This is a genomic window from Sphingopyxis sp. YF1 (assembly GCF_022701295.1).
In the GTDB taxonomy this organism is placed as follows: domain Bacteria; phylum Pseudomonadota; class Alphaproteobacteria; order Sphingomonadales; family Sphingomonadaceae; genus Sphingopyxis.
In genome coordinates this window covers 4,190,354-4,206,275 of record NZ_CP033204.1, presented here as the reverse complement: position 1 = coordinate 4,206,275, position 15,922 = coordinate 4,190,354, and the positions used below count along the sequence as shown (strand labels likewise).

General features: G+C 65.8%; 14 protein-coding genes. 10 read left to right on the top strand and 4 right to left on the bottom strand.

Going from position 1 to position 15,922, the window contains the following annotated elements; genetic code table 11:
* The 3 genes from EAO27_RS20235 to EAO27_RS20225 all read right to left on the bottom strand — a co-directional run bounded on the left by EAO27_RS20235 (nucleotide 1) and on the right by EAO27_RS20225 (nucleotide 2,542).
* Nucleotides 1-318, bottom strand: coding sequence for a LuxR C-terminal-related transcriptional regulator (locus tag EAO27_RS20235; protein ID WP_242774647.1), 318 nt, complete (start codon nucleotides 316-318; stop codon nucleotides 1-3).
* A 72-nt stretch (nucleotides 319-390) separates the two neighbouring features.
* The gene (locus tag EAO27_RS20230) at nucleotides 391-1,005 is read right to left on the bottom strand and encodes a response regulator (protein ID WP_242780680.1); all 615 of its coding nucleotides are present in this window, start codon (nucleotides 1,003-1,005) and stop codon (nucleotides 391-393) included.
* Nucleotides 995-2,542, bottom strand: coding sequence for a PAS domain S-box protein (locus EAO27_RS20225; protein WP_242780678.1), 1,548 nt, complete (start codon nucleotides 2,540-2,542; stop codon nucleotides 995-997). Before EAO27_RS20225 ends, EAO27_RS20230 begins: the two co-directional genes overlap by 11 nt.
* 644 nt (nucleotides 2,543-3,186) lie before the next feature.
* On the opposite strand from EAO27_RS20225, the gene EAO27_RS20220 reads away from it, so the two are divergent.
* From EAO27_RS20220 to EAO27_RS20190, 7 genes are all read left to right on the top strand, one after another.
* On the top strand, nucleotides 3,187-3,771 hold the full coding sequence (locus tag EAO27_RS20220; protein ID WP_242774644.1) for an NAD(P)H-dependent oxidoreductase: 585 nt from the start codon (nucleotides 3,187-3,189) through the stop codon (nucleotides 3,769-3,771).
* A 31-nt stretch (nucleotides 3,772-3,802) separates the two neighbouring features.
* Entirely contained in the window at nucleotides 3,803-5,419 is a 1,617-nt protein-coding gene (locus EAO27_RS20215) for an MBL fold metallo-hydrolase (protein WP_242774639.1), read from the top strand.
* A gap of 165 nt (nucleotides 5,420-5,584) precedes the next feature.
* Entirely contained in the window at nucleotides 5,585-6,163 is a 579-nt protein-coding gene (locus EAO27_RS20210; RefSeq protein WP_242774636.1) for a DUF308 domain-containing protein, read from the top strand.
* Nucleotides 6,160-7,197 carry a zinc-dependent alcohol dehydrogenase family protein gene (locus EAO27_RS20205; protein WP_242774633.1) on the top strand — a complete coding sequence of 346 codons (1,038 nt, stop codon included), beginning with the start codon at nucleotides 6,160-6,162 and terminating at the stop codon, nucleotides 7,195-7,197. The genes EAO27_RS20210 and EAO27_RS20205 overlap by 4 nt, the downstream gene beginning before the upstream one ends.
* 22 nt (nucleotides 7,198-7,219) lie before the next feature.
* A complete protein-coding gene (locus tag EAO27_RS20200) occupies nucleotides 7,220-7,858 on the top strand; it encodes a hypothetical protein (RefSeq protein WP_242774630.1) in 639 nt (212 codons plus the stop codon).
* Complete coding sequence (locus tag EAO27_RS20195; protein ID WP_242774627.1) at nucleotides 7,855-8,412, top strand: hypothetical protein; 558 nt, start codon at nucleotides 7,855-7,857, stop codon at nucleotides 8,410-8,412. The genes EAO27_RS20200 and EAO27_RS20195 overlap by 4 nt, the downstream gene beginning before the upstream one ends.
* Nucleotides 8,409-8,771, top strand: a complete 363-nt coding sequence (locus EAO27_RS20190; RefSeq protein WP_242774624.1) for an STAS/SEC14 domain-containing protein — start codon at nucleotides 8,409-8,411, stop codon at nucleotides 8,769-8,771. The genes EAO27_RS20195 and EAO27_RS20190 overlap by 4 nt, the downstream gene beginning before the upstream one ends.
* A gap of 13 nt (nucleotides 8,772-8,784) precedes the next feature.
* On the opposite strand, the gene EAO27_RS20185 is transcribed toward EAO27_RS20190, so the two are convergent.
* Nucleotides 8,785-9,072, bottom strand: a complete 288-nt coding sequence (locus EAO27_RS20185; protein WP_242774621.1) for a BON domain-containing protein — start codon at nucleotides 9,070-9,072, stop codon at nucleotides 8,785-8,787.
* Nucleotides 9,073-9,186: 114 nt separating this feature from the next.
* Here EAO27_RS20185 and EAO27_RS20180 point away from each other — a divergent pair, with 114 nt between their 5' ends.
* The 3 genes from EAO27_RS20180 to EAO27_RS20170 all read left to right on the top strand — a co-directional run bounded on the left by EAO27_RS20180 (nucleotide 9,187) and on the right by EAO27_RS20170 (nucleotide 15,743).
* A complete protein-coding gene (locus EAO27_RS20180) occupies nucleotides 9,187-9,660 on the top strand; it encodes a hypothetical protein (RefSeq protein ID WP_242774618.1) in 474 nt (157 codons plus the stop codon).
* Nucleotides 9,661-9,769: 109 nt separating this feature from the next.
* Nucleotides 9,770-14,647, top strand: coding sequence for an autotransporter domain-containing protein (locus tag EAO27_RS20980; protein ID WP_347567150.1), 4,878 nt, complete (start codon nucleotides 9,770-9,772; stop codon nucleotides 14,645-14,647).
* 70 nt (nucleotides 14,648-14,717) lie between these two features.
* Nucleotides 14,718-15,743 (top strand): cupin-like domain-containing protein, encoded by a 1,026-nt coding sequence (locus tag EAO27_RS20170; RefSeq protein ID WP_242774615.1) that lies wholly within the window; start codon nucleotides 14,718-14,720, stop codon nucleotides 15,741-15,743.
* Nucleotides 15,744-15,922: the final 179 nt, after the last annotated feature.

Sequence of the window (15,922 nt, the reverse complement as noted above, 5' to 3'; positions counted from 1 at the left end):
TCAGCCGCCGCGCAGCCGCGCTTCGATGCGGGCCCGCTGCGGAATGACCAATCCAAGGAGCGCAGCCAGCGTCGAGACGCCGAGTTTGCGCATCAGGCGCGAACGATGAATCTCGACGGTGCGATGGCTGATCCCCAGATCGGCGCCGATCTGCTTGTTCGTGAGCCCGCGGACCAGCCCGGCGATCACCTCGACCTCGCGGCGTGTCAGCAAGTCGATGTCCGGTCGCGCCCCGCGCTTGCGAAACCCGGCCGACCATGCGGATCCGGCCGGGCGACCCCTCGCGGTGGCCATATCGTCTCCAGTGCGGGCCGCCATGCATCGATCCTCCCGATGCGCCAGCTCTAGCGGCGCACGCACGAGGGGTCGCTACGTAATGTCCGCATGGACTCAGGCGCCGAGACCCGCCGCAAAAGCCAGCCTGAGCGCGTCCGAGAGGCTACGGACATCGAGCTTTGCCATGAGGTTGGCACGATGGACCTCGACCGTGCGCGGCGAAATGCCGAGATCATAGGCGATCGTCTTGTTCGGGAGCCCTTGCGCGAGCCCCTCGAGTACCTCGCGCTCGCGCGGCGTCAGCACGGCCAGAATGACATCGGCTTCTGCCGCGCGCGCCGCGGCGCCATCCGCCGAGGCGATGCGCGCGAAGGCAGTTTCGATTGCAGCGATCAGAACGGCCTTCTCGAACGGCTTTTCCAGGAAGTCGACGGCGCCGGCCTTCATCGCGCGCACCGCGATCGACACATCGGCATGGCCGGTCAGGACGATGACGGGCATCATCACCCCGCGATCGAGGAGCGCCTGCTGGACCTCGAGCCCGTCCATCTCGGGCATGCGCACGTCGAGCAGTACACATCCTTCCGGGACATGGCCGATTTCCTTGAGGAAGGCCGCACCGCTCGGCCAGGTCTCGACGACATAGCCCGATGTCTTCAGCATGAAGCTCGCCGACCGCCGGATCGCATCCTCGTCATCGACGATATGCACGAGCTTTCTATCCGACATCATTGTCCTCCGCTTTCGCGCTCACCAGGGTGAAATGAAATTCGGTACCGCCGCCTTCGCGCGCTTCCATCCAGATCCGGCCGCCGTTCGCCTCGACGATCGTCCGGCAGATCGACAGGCCGAGGCCCATGCCTTCGGCTTTGGTGCTGACGAAGGCCGTAAACAGCTGCTCGGCCACCTCGGGCGCAACCCCCGGCCCCGTGTCGGCCACGATAACGCGCACGAAGCCACGCTGGTCGGGGCGACTGGTAACGGTAAGCTGGCGCACCGGACTGGCGGCCATCGCCTCGACCGCATTGCGGACAAGGTTGATCAGCACCTGCTGAATCTGAACCTTGTCGACCAGGACCGGGGAGGCATAGGGATCGAGGTCGAAGCGCGGTTCTACCCCCTTCTCGCGCGCGCCCATCAGGCCCAGGACGGCCGCCTCGTTGATCAGCAGCGGCAGTTTCTCGATCGTCTTCTCGACTTCGCCGCGGGCGACGAAATCGCGCAGGCGCCGTACGATATGGCCGGCGCGCAGCGCTTCCTTCGCCGTGTCGTCGAGCGCATCATGGATCATCGGAATGTCGGCCGGATCAGGATCGACAAGCAGATCGCGCACCGCCTCGACATAGTTGGCGACCGCAGTGAGCGGCTGGTTGAGTTCGTGCGCAAGCGTCGAGGCCATCGTCCCCATCGCACTGACGCGCGAGACGTGGATGAGTTCGGACTGGAGCGATTCGAGCCTCGCTTCGGTCTGCTGCCGTTCGGTCAGATCGCGGATGAAACCGGTGAACAGCGGATGCACATCGCCTGCCGCCTCGCCGATCGACAGCTCCATCGGAAAGGTCGATCCGTCCTTTCGCTCGGCGAACACCACCCGTCCGATGCCGATGATCCGCTTCTCTCCGGTCTGCAGATAGCGCTTGATATAGGCATCGTGCCGCTCGCGGTCCGGCGAGGGCATGAGGCGGCTTACATTGACCCCAAGCAGTTCCGCCTCCCTATAGCCGAACAGGCGCTCCGCGGCCGCACTGAACGACAGGATCAACCCCTCGTCGTCGATCACGACCATCGCGTCGGGCACCGTCGAGAGGATCGAACGGAGGTGACTCTCCTGCGATCGGAGGGCCTCTTCAGCCGCACGACGCCCGGTGATATCCGAGACGATCTTGGCGAAGCCGCGCAAGCCACCATCGCGATTCCTGAGCGCCGTGATCGAGACGTCGGCGAGATACTCCGATCCGTCCTTGCGGACGCGCCAGTCCTCGGTCTCGAACCGCCCGTCGCGCGCGGCGACAGCCAGATCTTCTTCCGGCTTGCCGGCCGCAATCGCATCGGACGGATAGAAGATCGAGGCATCCTTCCCGACCACTTCCTCCTCGCGCCAGCCCTTGAGGCGCTCGGCTCCCTCGTTCCAGATCGTCACCCGCCCTTCGGCATCGAGCAGATAGATGGCATGCCCCTGCGCGCCGTCGATCAAAAGATTGAGCTCTTCGGCGACGAGCGCGGCTTCCGCGTCGCGGCGCCGGGCGCGCCGATCGCTCTCGCGCATCCGGCCCCGCATTCGTTCGAAGCCGGCCGCCAAGGCGATGATCCCGCCGGCCGTCAGCAGAAACACCGCCGCTTCGACGAACGCCTGGATATCTCCACCGCGATAGCCCGCGAAATAGAGTCCAAGCGCGAGCGCAGGCAGCATCGCGATCGAAGCCGCGACAGGCCCGGCGAGAATGGCCGCCGCCAGAATGGCCGGCGCAAACAACAGAAAGGGAAGCGCGTTGCCGAGCCAGGGCTCAAGCCCATGACGCAGGAGCCCGGCCGCCGCGACGAGCACCAGCGCACAGGCAAGCCGGACGGTGAAAGAGCGGTGCACCAGCATCATCGACCGCGCGGCCTCCGCCCGCGCCACAGGGGCCGCGCCATCGCGCAGGCGTCCCTTCCCCCGCCTCGCTCCATAGCGGATTCGGGCCGCGAGCGAAATGGCTGGCGCTTTTGCGATCCGTAACCCTCCTTAAGGGCCATGCCGCCCCCGGCAGGGGCCGCGATGCATCCCGGCCATCAGGGAAACTACGGATGGCAGACGATGGCCGGGCCGCGCAGATACGGCAGGAGAGCCGCCGCCTGCCTTGCACGATCGGCGCAGCGGCCCGCACCCGTTTTCCGGCGCGATATCCGCACGGGCGCAGAAGGAGGTCATCGATGAAGGCCAGGCGCATCACGATCATCGATGGCCATCCGGACCCCGACCCGGCGCGCTTCCTCCACGCTCTCGCCGACACCTATGCCGCAGCGGCGGCGGCCGCCGGGCACGAGATCCGCCGGATCAATATCGCGACCCTCGAATTCGATTTCGTGACGAGCCGCGCAGAATGGGAGAACGGCCCGCTCCCGCGTGCGATTGCCGAGGCGCAGGACGACATCGTCTGGGCCGAGCATCTCGTCATTTTTTACCCGCTCTGGCTTGGCGATCTCCCCGCCTTGCTCAAGGGCTTCTTCGAGCAGGTCATGCGACCCGGTTTCGCCTTTCATCCGCGCCCCAAGGGCTTTCCCGAAAAGGCGCTCAAGGGACGAACCGCCCACGCCGTCCTGACGATGGGCATGCCCGCCCTTTTCTATCGCTTCTACTTTGGCGCTCACAGCCTGCGCAGCCTCGAGCGCAACATTCTCGGTTTCGTCGGTATCGCGCCCGTCGAGCGCAGTATCGTCGGCAATGTCGAGGGCGACCCGAGGCATCGGGCCATGTGGCTCGAGACGATGACCGCGCGCGGCGCCGCCGGGCGATGAGCAGGATGAGCGGCGATGAAGGAAACCGGCCATGGTTGATGTAGCAGATCCGCTGACGCTCAAATTTCACGGTGCAGCGGGTACGGTCACCGGCTCCTGCATGGAAGTCACGCTCGGTGAACGCAAGATCCTCATCGACTGCGGGCTGTTCCAGGGCTCGCGCAGCCTCGAGACGCTCAACCACGGGGCTTTCGGCTTCGACGTCGCGCGGATCGATGCCGTGGTCCTGACCCATTCCCACATCGATCATTGCGGATTGCTGCCCAAACTCGCCGCGGACGGCTATCGCGGCCCGATCTGGTGCACCGAGGCGACCGCCGATCTTCTCGAATATATGCTCGCCGACGCCGGCCGTATCCAGGAAAGCGACACCGAACGCCGCAATCGGCGCTACGACCGCGCAGGCGAGGAACGCTTCCGTCCGCTCTACACCGAGCAGGACGGCCTGCGCGCCTGGCGCCTCGCAAGACCCGTGCCCCTCGCTGAATGGTTCGAACCGGCAGCGGGCATGAAGGCAAGGCTATGGAACGCCGGCCATATCCTCGGCTCGGCGTCGGTCGAGTTCGAGGCGGGCGGCGTTCGCACGCTGTTCTCCGGCGATCTCGGCCCCGACAACAAGGCGTTCCAGGAGGATCCCGAAGCCCCCGCGGACCTGGATTATGTCGTCTGCGAGTCGACCTATGGCGACCGTTCGCGGCCCAAGGTCACGATCGAAGAGCGCCGCGCGCTGCTCGAAACCGAGGTCAAGACCGCCCTGGCGCGCGGCGGCAATCTCGTGGTTCCAACCTTTGCGCTCGAAAGGACGCAGGAACTGCTCCTCGACCTCGCGCGGCTCGCCGATGCGGGCCGTATTCCCAATGTCCCGATCTTCGTCGATTCGCCGCTCGCCAGCCGCGCGACGAAAGTCTTCGCGGCGCATGCGACCGAACTTCAGGATGTCGAGGGCGCAGACATCTTTCGTCATCCGTCGATCCGTTACGTCGAGGATGTTGCCGAGTCGATCCGCCTCAACAGCGTGTCGGGGGCGATTATCCTCGCGGCCTCGGGCATGTGCGAGGGCGGTCGGATCCGCCATCATCTCGAACATAATCTGCATCGGCGCCAGTCGACGATCCTGTTCGTGGGGTTCCAGGCCCGCGGATCGCTCGGACGGGTGATCCTCGACGGCGCCAAGCGGGTGCGCCTTTCGGGAAAGGACATCAACGTCCGCGCCGCGATCCGGCGTATCGATACCTATTCGGCGCACGCCGACCGCGACGAACTCGAAGCCTGGATTCGCGACCGCCTCCCGATCAGGGGCGGGCTGTTCCTCGACCATGGCGAGAGCGAGGCCATCGCTGCACTGCAGGACCTCATCCGGACGGACGCTCCCGGGCTCGCGATCGTGGCACCCGGAATCGGCGAGTGCTTCGCGTTGGCGTCCGGCAGCGTGCCGAAGCGGATCGAAACCGGGCGCGTCGATCTCGCCGCGATCGCGGGCGAGGACTGGCAGAACGAGTATGCCGACTTCGCCGCGAACCTGAAGCATAATCTGGCGCATATCCGCACCGAGGCAGGCCGCCGCAAGGCGCTCGAAGAGATGCGCCGCATCCTGGCGGGATATGAAGCGGCGCGATCGGAACAGAAGCGCCGCCGCCGCGCGGCCTAGCCAAGCCAGGCCTTGCGACGGACCGCATCGGCGATCAGCGCTACCAGATGAAAGCACGCGGTCGGCCACCGCGGAGAGCCGCGGCCGACTCCGTATAATCCCCAACAGCGAAGAGCGACCCGCCGGGTTAGAGAAGGCGCCGACAGTTCGGCAAAGGAGGCTGCCATGCGCGCGGAAGCATCGCCCCTCGGCGGGTTCACGGAGGACAATCGGCTGGCGCGAAAGATGGGGCTATGGTTCGCCCTCGCCGGGATAGCGCTACTGGTTCTCGGCCTGTTCGGCGCCGCCAACCTCATCATCGCAGGCATCGCCGCCACCTACAGCGTCGGCATTGCCATGCTGCTGGGCAGTATCGTCCAGGTCGCTCATGCCGCGGCCGTGCGCGGCTGGGCGCAGTCGGCGATCTGGCTCGGCGCGGGCCTGCTCTATCTGGGCGCGGGCCTCGCCGTCTTCTACGATCCGCTGTTCGCCGCACGGCTGTTCGTGCTGCTCCTTGCTGCCAGCCTTGCCGGGTCGGGCTTGCTGCGCATCGCCGTCGCGGCAGGCAAACGCGTGCGTGGCCGGGGCTGGCTCCTGCTCTCGGGATCGGTCAGCATCGTCGCCGCGCTCGCGATCGGTCTCGGCTGGCCGGGCAATTCGCTGTGGCTGCTCGGCTTCATCCTGGCGTTCGACCTTGGAATGCAGGGCATCGCGCTGCTGCTCGTCGGCCAAACGCTGCGGGCAAAGCGAGGAGACCGGATATGAAGGCGCTCGTCTATCTGGGGCCGGGAAACAAGGTGGTCGAAGAGCGCCCGGCCCCCGCGCTCGAGGCGGCCGGAGACGCGATCGTCCGCGTCACGCGAACGACGATCTGCGGCACCGACCTGCACATATTGAAGGGCGACGTTCCGACCTGCGAGTCCGGGCGCATACTCGGACATGAAGGCGTGGGCGTCGTCGAATCGGTCGGCGCCGCAGTAACGGGTTTCGAGCCCGGCGATCATGTCCTGATAAGCTGCATCACCGCCTGCGGCCGCTGCGACTATTGCCGCCGGGGCATGTATTCGCATTGCGCGGACGGCGGCTGGATTCTCGGCCACCGTATCGACGGCACCCAGGCCGAATATGTCCGTATCCCCCATGCAGACACCAGCCTCTACAAGATACCCGCAGGCCTCGACGAGGAAGCGCTCGTGATGCTCAGCGACATCCTGCCCACCGGCTTCGAGTGCGGCGTTCTCAACGGCAAGGTCGCACCGGGATCGACCGTCGCAATCGTCGGCGCCGGCCCGATCGGCCTCGCCGCCCTGCTGACGGCCCGATTCTACAGCCCGACCGCGATCATCCTCATCGATATCGACGACGCCCGGCTGGCGATGGCCCGGCACTTCGGCGCCACGCATGTCCTCAACAGCCGCGATGGCGAAGCAGCGGCCAGGCTGATGGCGTTGACGGGCGGACGCGGCGCCGACACGGTCATCGAAGCCGTCGGCATCCCGGCGACCTTCGAACTTTGTCAGGACCTCGTCGCTGCGGGCGGCACCATCGCCAATATCGGCGTTCACGGCGCCAAGGCCGATCTGCATCTCGATCGGCTCTGGTCGCACAATATCGCGATCACGACGCGGCTCGTCGATACGGCGGCGACACCGATGCTGCTCAGGATGGTCGAAGCGAAACAGGTCGATCCACGAAAGCTGATCACCCATCGCTTTCCGATGACCGATATCCTCAAGGCTTATGACGTTTTCGAGCATGCGGCCGACACGGGGGCGCTCAAGGTGATCATCGGAATTTGAGCGGGTCGGGGAGCGAGGACAGATGACGCAGCGCATGCACGATATCGCCCGGTCGATGGTCGATCTCCAGGCCGAGCTCGACCGCGAGATCGAAAAGCGGCGGCGCGCGCTGGGCGTGCACGTCCACGACCGGCTCGTCGAGTTCGAACATGGCCTTGTCGCCGAGCAGCGCAAACTGAAGACGAGTGTGCGCAGCTTTCTTGCCCGGTCCTCCTTCGGCGTGATCGCGACGGCCCCGGTCATCTATTCGATGGCGCTGCCGCTCCTCCTCCTCGACCTCTGGCTCACCCTCTATCAGGCGATCTGTTTTCGTATCTATGCGATCCCGCGCGTCGCGCGGCGCGACTATATCGCGTTCGACCGCAACCGCCTCGCCTATCTCAACTGGATCGAGGCGCTCAACTGCGCCTATTGCGCCTACGCCAATGGCGTCATCGCCTATGCGCGCGAGATCGGCAGCCGCACCGAACAATATTGGTGTCCGATCAAGCACGCGCTCAGGATCAGCGGGCCGCACGAGCGCTATTATCAGTTTCTCGAATATGGCGATGCCGAGGGGTATCGCACCCGTCTCGCGGACTTCCGCGCCCGCCTTGCCGAGACAAGCGAGGACGTGCCCGACGCTTATAGGGATCGAAGCCCGACGAGGAGCGGACAATGACCGGCGGAAAGAGCCTGAGCAGGCCGACAAGCAAGGGTTTCTGGAACGACGTCTCGATTCTCGAGATCGGCATCGCGCTCTCGCTGATGCTGCTGTTCCTTCTGTCGCAGAACTTTCTCGAGACGATCGCGGCCATCTATATGCTCGTCGCGGCCATGCTATTCGCTGCCGCCGTCCAGGGGCGTGTGGCCGCAGCCTCCGCCGACGCTCTCGATCGCCGGTTGTGGCTCGCCAGCGCGATCGCTTCTGTCGTCGAGGCGATCATTCTTTTCGTCGATCCGCTGCTCGGTAACCGCGATGCGGTCATGGCGATGGCGGCATTTCTGGCCGTCGGCGCCGGAGCGCGGCTGACCCTCGCACTCGCCCGCAATCATGCGGGGCGCGGCTGGTTGTATCTTTCGGGCGCGGTCGGGATGGCCGTGGCGCTGGCGATCGCCTTCGTCTGGCCCTTTGCCTCGATCCTTCCCGCCGCGCAGAGCCTCACGCTCGATCTGCTCGCGGTTGCCACGATGCTGGTGAGCGTAACCGGAAAGGTCCCCCTGTGTACGAAATGATCGAAACCCCGGACGATGTTCTGGCAGTCCGGATCGCCGGCAAGATCACCGGCGAAGACCTCAGGGACATCATGGACCGGCTCGACGTGATGATGGCGGTGAACAGCAAGGTTCATGTCTATGCCGAGACCAGCGCGATCGACGGGATCGAGATCGCGGGTCTTGCAGCCCATATTGCCCGCGCGACTCCGCTGCTCGGCAAGCTCGGTCATTTCGGGCGTGTCGCGGTCGTCGCCGACCAGGCCTGGATCCGTATCCTCACACGCATCGAAAGCGCGATCCTGCCGCATATCAGCTACCGGGTGTTCGAGCCCGGGCAGCGCGACGCAGCACTGGCATGGGTCAAGGGCGCGGCTTGACCCATGCCGCGGATCAATGCGCGATGGTGATATTGTCCTCGATGCGGGTAGCGTTCGGCGCCGACCAGGCGGCCCGCTCCGCGACACCACGCTCTACCCGGACTTTGACCTTGCCGCCGAGCTTCACCGTTCCGCCCGTGATCGAGACGGTCACGCCGGCGGCGTCGAGGTCGACCTGACGCTCGAAGCCGAGACGATCCGCTCCTTCAATCGGCCGCGATCTTTTCGGCGTAGGTTTCGCGTGCGCCGCGCATCTTGATCCAATGCCGTTGGCGCTTCGTGAACTGCATTCTTCCCGCATTCACGAAAAACCCAAAACCGTTGGCGAAACTCGGGCTTGTCGAGTTGGGGCAGACAGGGGGATGTTTGCCGCGACCGGCGCGATCCGTGCCCGAAACTTGCCAATATGGAGAATATGATGAAGCGCTTGATGACGCTCGCCCTGACCGCTGCCCTTGCCTCCTCTGCCGTGGTTGCCGCCCAGCCCGCACCGTCGATCGCGGTGAATTGCAACACCGAGGCCGCAACGCCGCGCAGCGAGGCCCCCAACCTTCACGGCAACTGGGATTTCGTGATGGATGTCGGAGGAACGCCCAACTTCGGGCTTCTCTCGATCGGTTTCGTCGGCAACGAATATGGCGGATCGCTGGCGCTGTCGCTGACCGCACCCGTTGTCCTGCGCGAAGTCGCGCTGACCGGCAACAGCTTCCGCATGACCGTCGCCTCCAGCGAGGGCAATGTGCAGTTCGAAGGTGTGCTCTCGGCCAGGGGCGACCGCATGTGCGGAACCGTTATCTATCACGACGGGAGCAGCTTCCCGGCGGTGGCCCAGAAGCGGCCTTCGACCTACCGGTCGCAACCGCAAGCCGAGCGGTCGCCAGCGCGCTGAGCGGCTGAACGGGCGGGCGACGGCCCGGGGGGCTCGGACCCCGCCGTTCATCATCTTCACCACCAGGTTCAACGAACCGGCTTTTTGCCGGACAGGGAGTTTTTACCCAATGAAATACAGCCTTTTGTGCGCTTCCGCGCTCTGCGGAAGCCTTGTTCTCGTGCAGCCTGCCCAGGCAGCCTGCACGACATCGACCGACGGCCAAAAGACCGTGGCGTGCAGCGGCAGCACCGCTTCGACCGTGGCCCTTGGGTCCGACGTCGATCGCTTCACCAACGACGGCGATATCGCCGTCTCGCTTGGTCTCGCGGTCACGGCCGGTACGAATACGGGCGACTTCACCAATAGCGGCACCATCACATCGACCTCCAACCAGATATATTCGGTCAAGATCGACGGATTTCGCGAAGGTGCGGTCTTCACCAACAGCGGCAGCATTACCACGGGAAGCAACGGCGCGTCGGCGGTCGCGATCGGCAGCAGTTCCACGGTCCGCAACAGCGGCCTGATCGCCGCACTCCCGGGGTCCGGAAACTCGATCGGTCTTTTGACCGACGGCGGCGGGGATATCATCAACCTCGTCGACGGAGAGATTCGCGGCGGCTTCGCGGGCGTCCGCGCCCTCGGCCAGACGAAGCTCGTCAACGCGGGGACGATCGCGGGCGCGAACGGCGCGCTGCTCGGTGCCGGATCGACGCTCGACAACAGCGGAAGCATGACCGGCAGTTCGAACGCCGTCGCAATCACCTCCGACGGGACGGTCATAAACCGCGAAGGCGGCGAATTGATCGGGACCGGAATAGCGGCCGCGGTGCTGCTTCAGTCCGGCTCGAACGCGGTCATCAACGCGGGCAGGATCGACACGACGGGTACGTCGTTCGGCAGCGCGGCCACCGTCGTCATTCTGCGTTCGAGCGCGGACAAGTCGAGCACGCTCCTCAACACGGCGACCGGCGTCATCGGCCACCAGGGCCAGGATTCCGGCGACGACGCCATCCTCGGATCCGGCGGGGCACTGTCGATCGCCAACGCCGGCCTGATCCATGCGGATATTTCGCTGAACGGAGGCGGCGCAGCGCGAACCGTGCTCAACGGTTATGACCTGGCAGGCAATGCTGTCGCCGGTCCCGGCCGTATCGAGGGCGATCTCTATTTCAACGGAAGCGATGACACCGTCAGCGTCCGCAACCGCGGCACGATCATCGGCGACATCTACCTCGGCGAGGGCGTCAACGAACTCTTCAACAGCGGAACCATCGAGGGAAGGATTTCCGACGTCGGCGATGCCGTCAATCATATCGTTCTCGCCGGGACATTGAACGGCGAGGGCGTTTTCGGCGGCACCACGACGCTTGAGGTGTCCGGGGTGCTCAACGGTTCGATCGTACTCGGCGGCAACGACGACACGGTGATCGTCGACGGCGCGCTCACGATCACGGGCGAGAATAGCATCAATGTCGGCGGCGGCGGCGGCGACATGGTGATCTATCGCGGCGATACCGGTTCCGTCGACGCCTGGCGGGTCAACGCCGAGAAACTGGTCAAGGACGGCGGGGGCACGACGATCCTTGGCTCCGAAGGGGCGACTTTCCTCGGCGGCGTCACCGTCGCCGACGGCACGCTGGTGTTCGGGACGGACCGCGCCGCCGACGAGATCGTCGGCGATGCGACGATCGGCGCCAGGGGTGTCTACCGCCTGGGCGGAACCCATCTCGGCGCCGTCAGCATCGCCGAAGGCGGAATCCTGCTGGGAACCGGACGCATCGGCGACGGCCGTTTCGCCGAACACACGCTGATGAACGCCGGAATCGTCGCGCCGGGCACCGCCGCGGGAGCGCTCGGAACACTCACAGTGCTCAGCGACTACACCCAGACCGCGACCGGCCGCCTCGATATCGAGCTCGGTGCGCCGGGGCTTTCCGATGTGCTCGAGGTTCGGGGGGTGGCCAATCTCGCCGGCACGGTGAACTTCATCCCGCTCGATCTTGCGGACACCAGCGCTTACACTTTCCTGACCTATGGGTCCCACACCGGCCAGTTCGACCGGATCGGCGGAGGCGGCCTGTTCTTCAGCTATTCGGTCGATTATCTCGCCGACCGCGCGGTCGTGAACGTCGTCAAATCGACGCCGACCCCCACGCCGACGCCGACAGGCTGCACGCCGGGCGATCCCGCACCCGGGACGACCGTGGTCTGCAAGCCGCCGATCAGCGGGCAATATGTCTTCACACCGGACGATCTCACCGTCAGCGTCGAAGGCTTGCTCGAAACCGCCGTCGATGGCGCGATGATCGGGACAAGGGGCGGCAATGCGGTCGTCAAGATCCTCGCGGGCGCAGGAATCGTGAATAGCCGCGAGAACAGCGGCGCGCTCGACGTCAGCGGCGCCAATCTCCGCGTCCTCAACGACGGCGTCCTCGACGCGGCGGGCGGCGCGGATGCCGCGCCGGTGGTGGTGCTGGCGCCCGCCGAGGGGACACGCGCCTATCTTCGCAACGCCGACGGCGCGCGGATTGGTCATGATGGCAGATCGACGCCTGCCACGGCGATCTTTGCCGACATGGTCGTCGGAGCAACGCCGGGCGAAATTGCGATCGAGAACGACGGCGCGATCTACGGCGACCTTGATTTATCGCGGGCCGCCCGCGCGCTGGTCGACAACGGTTTCGTCATCGACAGCGCGACGCAGACCGCGGGACGGCGCCTGATCGACGGAAATATCAAGACCGGGGCCGGAAACGATGAACTGCGCAACAACGGAACGATCACCGGCACCATCGACGCCGGCGCTGGCGACGATGTCATCCTCAACTATCCCGACGCCGTGATCGGCGGCACTGTTCGCCTTGGCGACGGCGACGACATCTACTCGCAGGAAGCGGGACGTCTGGGCGGCGCGCTCGACATGGGCGACGGTGACGATCTCGTCGAGTTCGGCGGTTCGATCGGCGGGAGCGTCACACTCGGCGCCGGCGACGACGCCCTTGGCATCTATGGCGCAGCCGATCTGGCGGCAGGCGCGACAATCGACGGCGGCGCGGGTGTCGACACCCTCGTCTTCGCCGGCAATACCGGGACCTGGGACGCCTCGCGCTTCGCCGGTATCGAAACGCTCGGCAAACAGGGCGGCGGCACCTCTGTCATCACCGGCAACTGGGCGCTGGGACCGGATGCCGTGACCAGCGTCGTCGACTCGGGCATTCTCGAGCTTGCCGCCAATGCGGAGCTGTCGACGGCTGTCGAAGTCGCGGCGCGCGGGACATTTCTCGTGAACGGCCTTGTCCGGGACAGCGTCACGATCACCGAGGCTGGCGGCATCGTTGGCGGCAGCGGCGCGATCGGAACCGCGATCGATCTCGCGGGCGGCCGCAAGGCCAATCTCGTGAACGGCGGCATCGTCGCTCCGGGCGGTCTGCGGGTCGGGAGCGAGTTCGGCACCCTGACCGTGTTCGGCGACTATGTGCAAAACGCCGCCGGCGAGCTTCACATCGAACTCGGGGCGCCGGGCGTCAGCGACCTTCTGGACGTCCGCGGCGCGGCTTCGCTCGACGGCGCGGTGCAGTTCATACCGCTCGATGCGGGCGCCCTCGGCCCCTACACTTTCCTCAAGGCCGCGGGGGGAGTGAACGGGCAGTTCGCGCAGGTCAATCCTGACGAGCAACTGGCACAGCAGGGCATCTTCTTCACCTATGCCGTCGACTATAGCGTCGCCAACCAGGTCTCGGTGAACGTCACGCGGACGCAGACGACACCTACGCCTACGCCTACTCCTACTCCGACTCCGACGCCGACGCCGACGCCGACGCCGACGCCTACCCCCACACCAACCCCGACCCCCACTCCAACTCCGACTCCGACGCCTACTCCAACACCGACCCCCACGCCCACGCCGCCGCTGGAGTTGAACCTCAACGCCAACCAGCAGGCCGTGTTCGATGCCTTCGGTTCGAGCGGCGTCTTCACGAGCGACCTCGCCGGGGTTCGGGCCGAGCTCAACTGGATCGACCCTTCGAAGGCGGGCGCCGCGCTCGGCACCTTCTCGGGCGAGATCTACGCCGACACGCCCGCCATTGCCGCAGAAGCCGGAAGCGAGTTCGTGCGTCTTGTCGGCAATCGCATGACCGACGCCCGCTCGGGTCGCTCCGAGCCCGGCGAACGCTGGCACGGCATGAACGTCTGGGCGCAGGCGATCGGCAACATCGGCGATGTCGATGGAACGGTCGCCGCCGCGGGCTACGACCGACAGGTCGGCGGTCTCGCAATCGGCGTCGACGCCGAACTCGGCGCCGAAACCCGGATGGGCCTCGCGGCCGGCTGGTCGACGGGCGATGCGAAGCAGGCGCAAACCGCGTCGCGCGTCGATGTCGACAGCTACCACGTCGGCGCCTATGCGACGGCCGGTTTCGGTCAGGGTTTCCTCGATGCGCAGGCAAGCTATGCGCATCACGATCTCGACGTGAGCCGGACCCTCTCGACGGGGATGTCGAGCCGCACGGCGACGGGGAACGTCTCGGCCAACGAAATCCGCGGCTCGATCAAGCTGGGCGCGAATTTCGGATCCGGGAAGGTCGATTTCCGGCCGTTTGCGAGCCTCGGATACGCCCGCGTGCATCAGGGCGGGCTCACCGAGCGCGGTGCCGGCGACGCCGGTCTTGTGGTCGGAAAGTCCCGGTTCAAAGCCGCGACCGGAAGCCTCGGCTTCGAACTTCAGGGCAACCTCGGCGCCGACGGCCGCATCCATCCCTATGCCGATCTCGCGCTCGCGCATGACTTCGAACGCGACGGCCGGGAGGTGACCAATCGCCTGATCGGCGGCGGAAGCGCGTTCCGGATCACGGGTGTGCGTCCGGGCCGGACCGCCGGCATCGCCAACATCGGCGTTATCGGGACGCTCGGCTCGGCGCAGTTCCGGATCGGCTATGGCCTCGAAGTCCGCGAGCGGATGGAGGCGCATACGCTCTCCGGCGGAATCACGTTCCGCTGGTAAGCCGGAGGCTCCCGGCGGCAACCCCCGGCTCGTCGGGAGCCTCCTTGACAGATTTTGATGGGCGACCTTTATGAACATGCAGACAAACATGCGGACCGGCGCTGCAACCCTGGATGACGGCTGGCGCCGCTGGATCGCAGACAATCTGCTGCGCGGCGCCGATCGGGGAGGGCTGATCGGAGCGATGCTTGGCGCGGGGCTCGACCGCCTCTTGATCGAACAGGAACTGAGGTCGGCAGAGGAGCATCCCTATCTGCTCGCTGCCCGCCGCCTGCAGGCACGATCGGCCAAGCAGCACTGGATGGCTTCGGCGCTCGGACGCCTGGAAGAACTGGATCCCTGCGGCGTGGAACGCCGGGAGACCATCGATCGGCGCACCTTCTTCGAGGAATTCTACGCGCGCAATCGGCCGCTGATCCTGACGCGCGCGATCGAGGATTGGCGGGCTCCTTCCCTTTGGTCGCTGGACTATCTCGAACAGGCGGCAGCCGGCGCAACCGTCGAGATTCAGGCCGGGCGCAGCGTCGATCCTCACTATGAGCAATACTCCGCCAACTATAAGCGGGTCTCGACGTGGCGAGCCTTTCTGACCGCCCTTCGCCGCGGCGGAATCAGCAATGATTTTTATCTCACCGCAAACAACGGAGCCGCGAACCGGCAAGCTCTGGCACCGCTATGGAGGGATTTCGGCCCGATCGACGGGCTCCTGTCCAAAGACTGGCGCGAGCAGGGCTTTCTCTGGCTCGGGCCGCAGGGAACGATCACGCCCTGGCATCATGATCTGACGAACAATCTCCTCGTCCAGATCGTGGGGCGCAAGCGGATCACACTGGCGTCGCCCGCCCAGACCCCGCGCATGCGCAACCATTGCCACTGCTATAGCGAATTCGGCCAGGACGCCGCCTGTTCGGGCGCCGGGGAGGGAAACAGGCCCCACCTGTTGCGCTGCGAGCTCGGCCCCGGCGAACTGGTCTTTCTGCCGATCGGCTGGTGGCATCATGTCGAGGCGCTCGATCTGTCCGCCAGCCTGACGCTGACGAATTTCGAAGGCCCCAACGACTTCCATAAAAATTATACGACCTTTGACGCGCTGTAAGCGCGGGCTGCGACTTTCGTCCCGGGCGGCATCGGCCCGCTTGATGCCGTATTGACGGTAGCCATGCAGCATGGAGCGCCGTTTCCGTTCGGCGATCGGCACTGGAGCACGGGCGTTTCTCCCTGACCCATATTGCCGGAGGTCGCGGGTCGCGATGCCGGTCGACAATCGGGAATGTC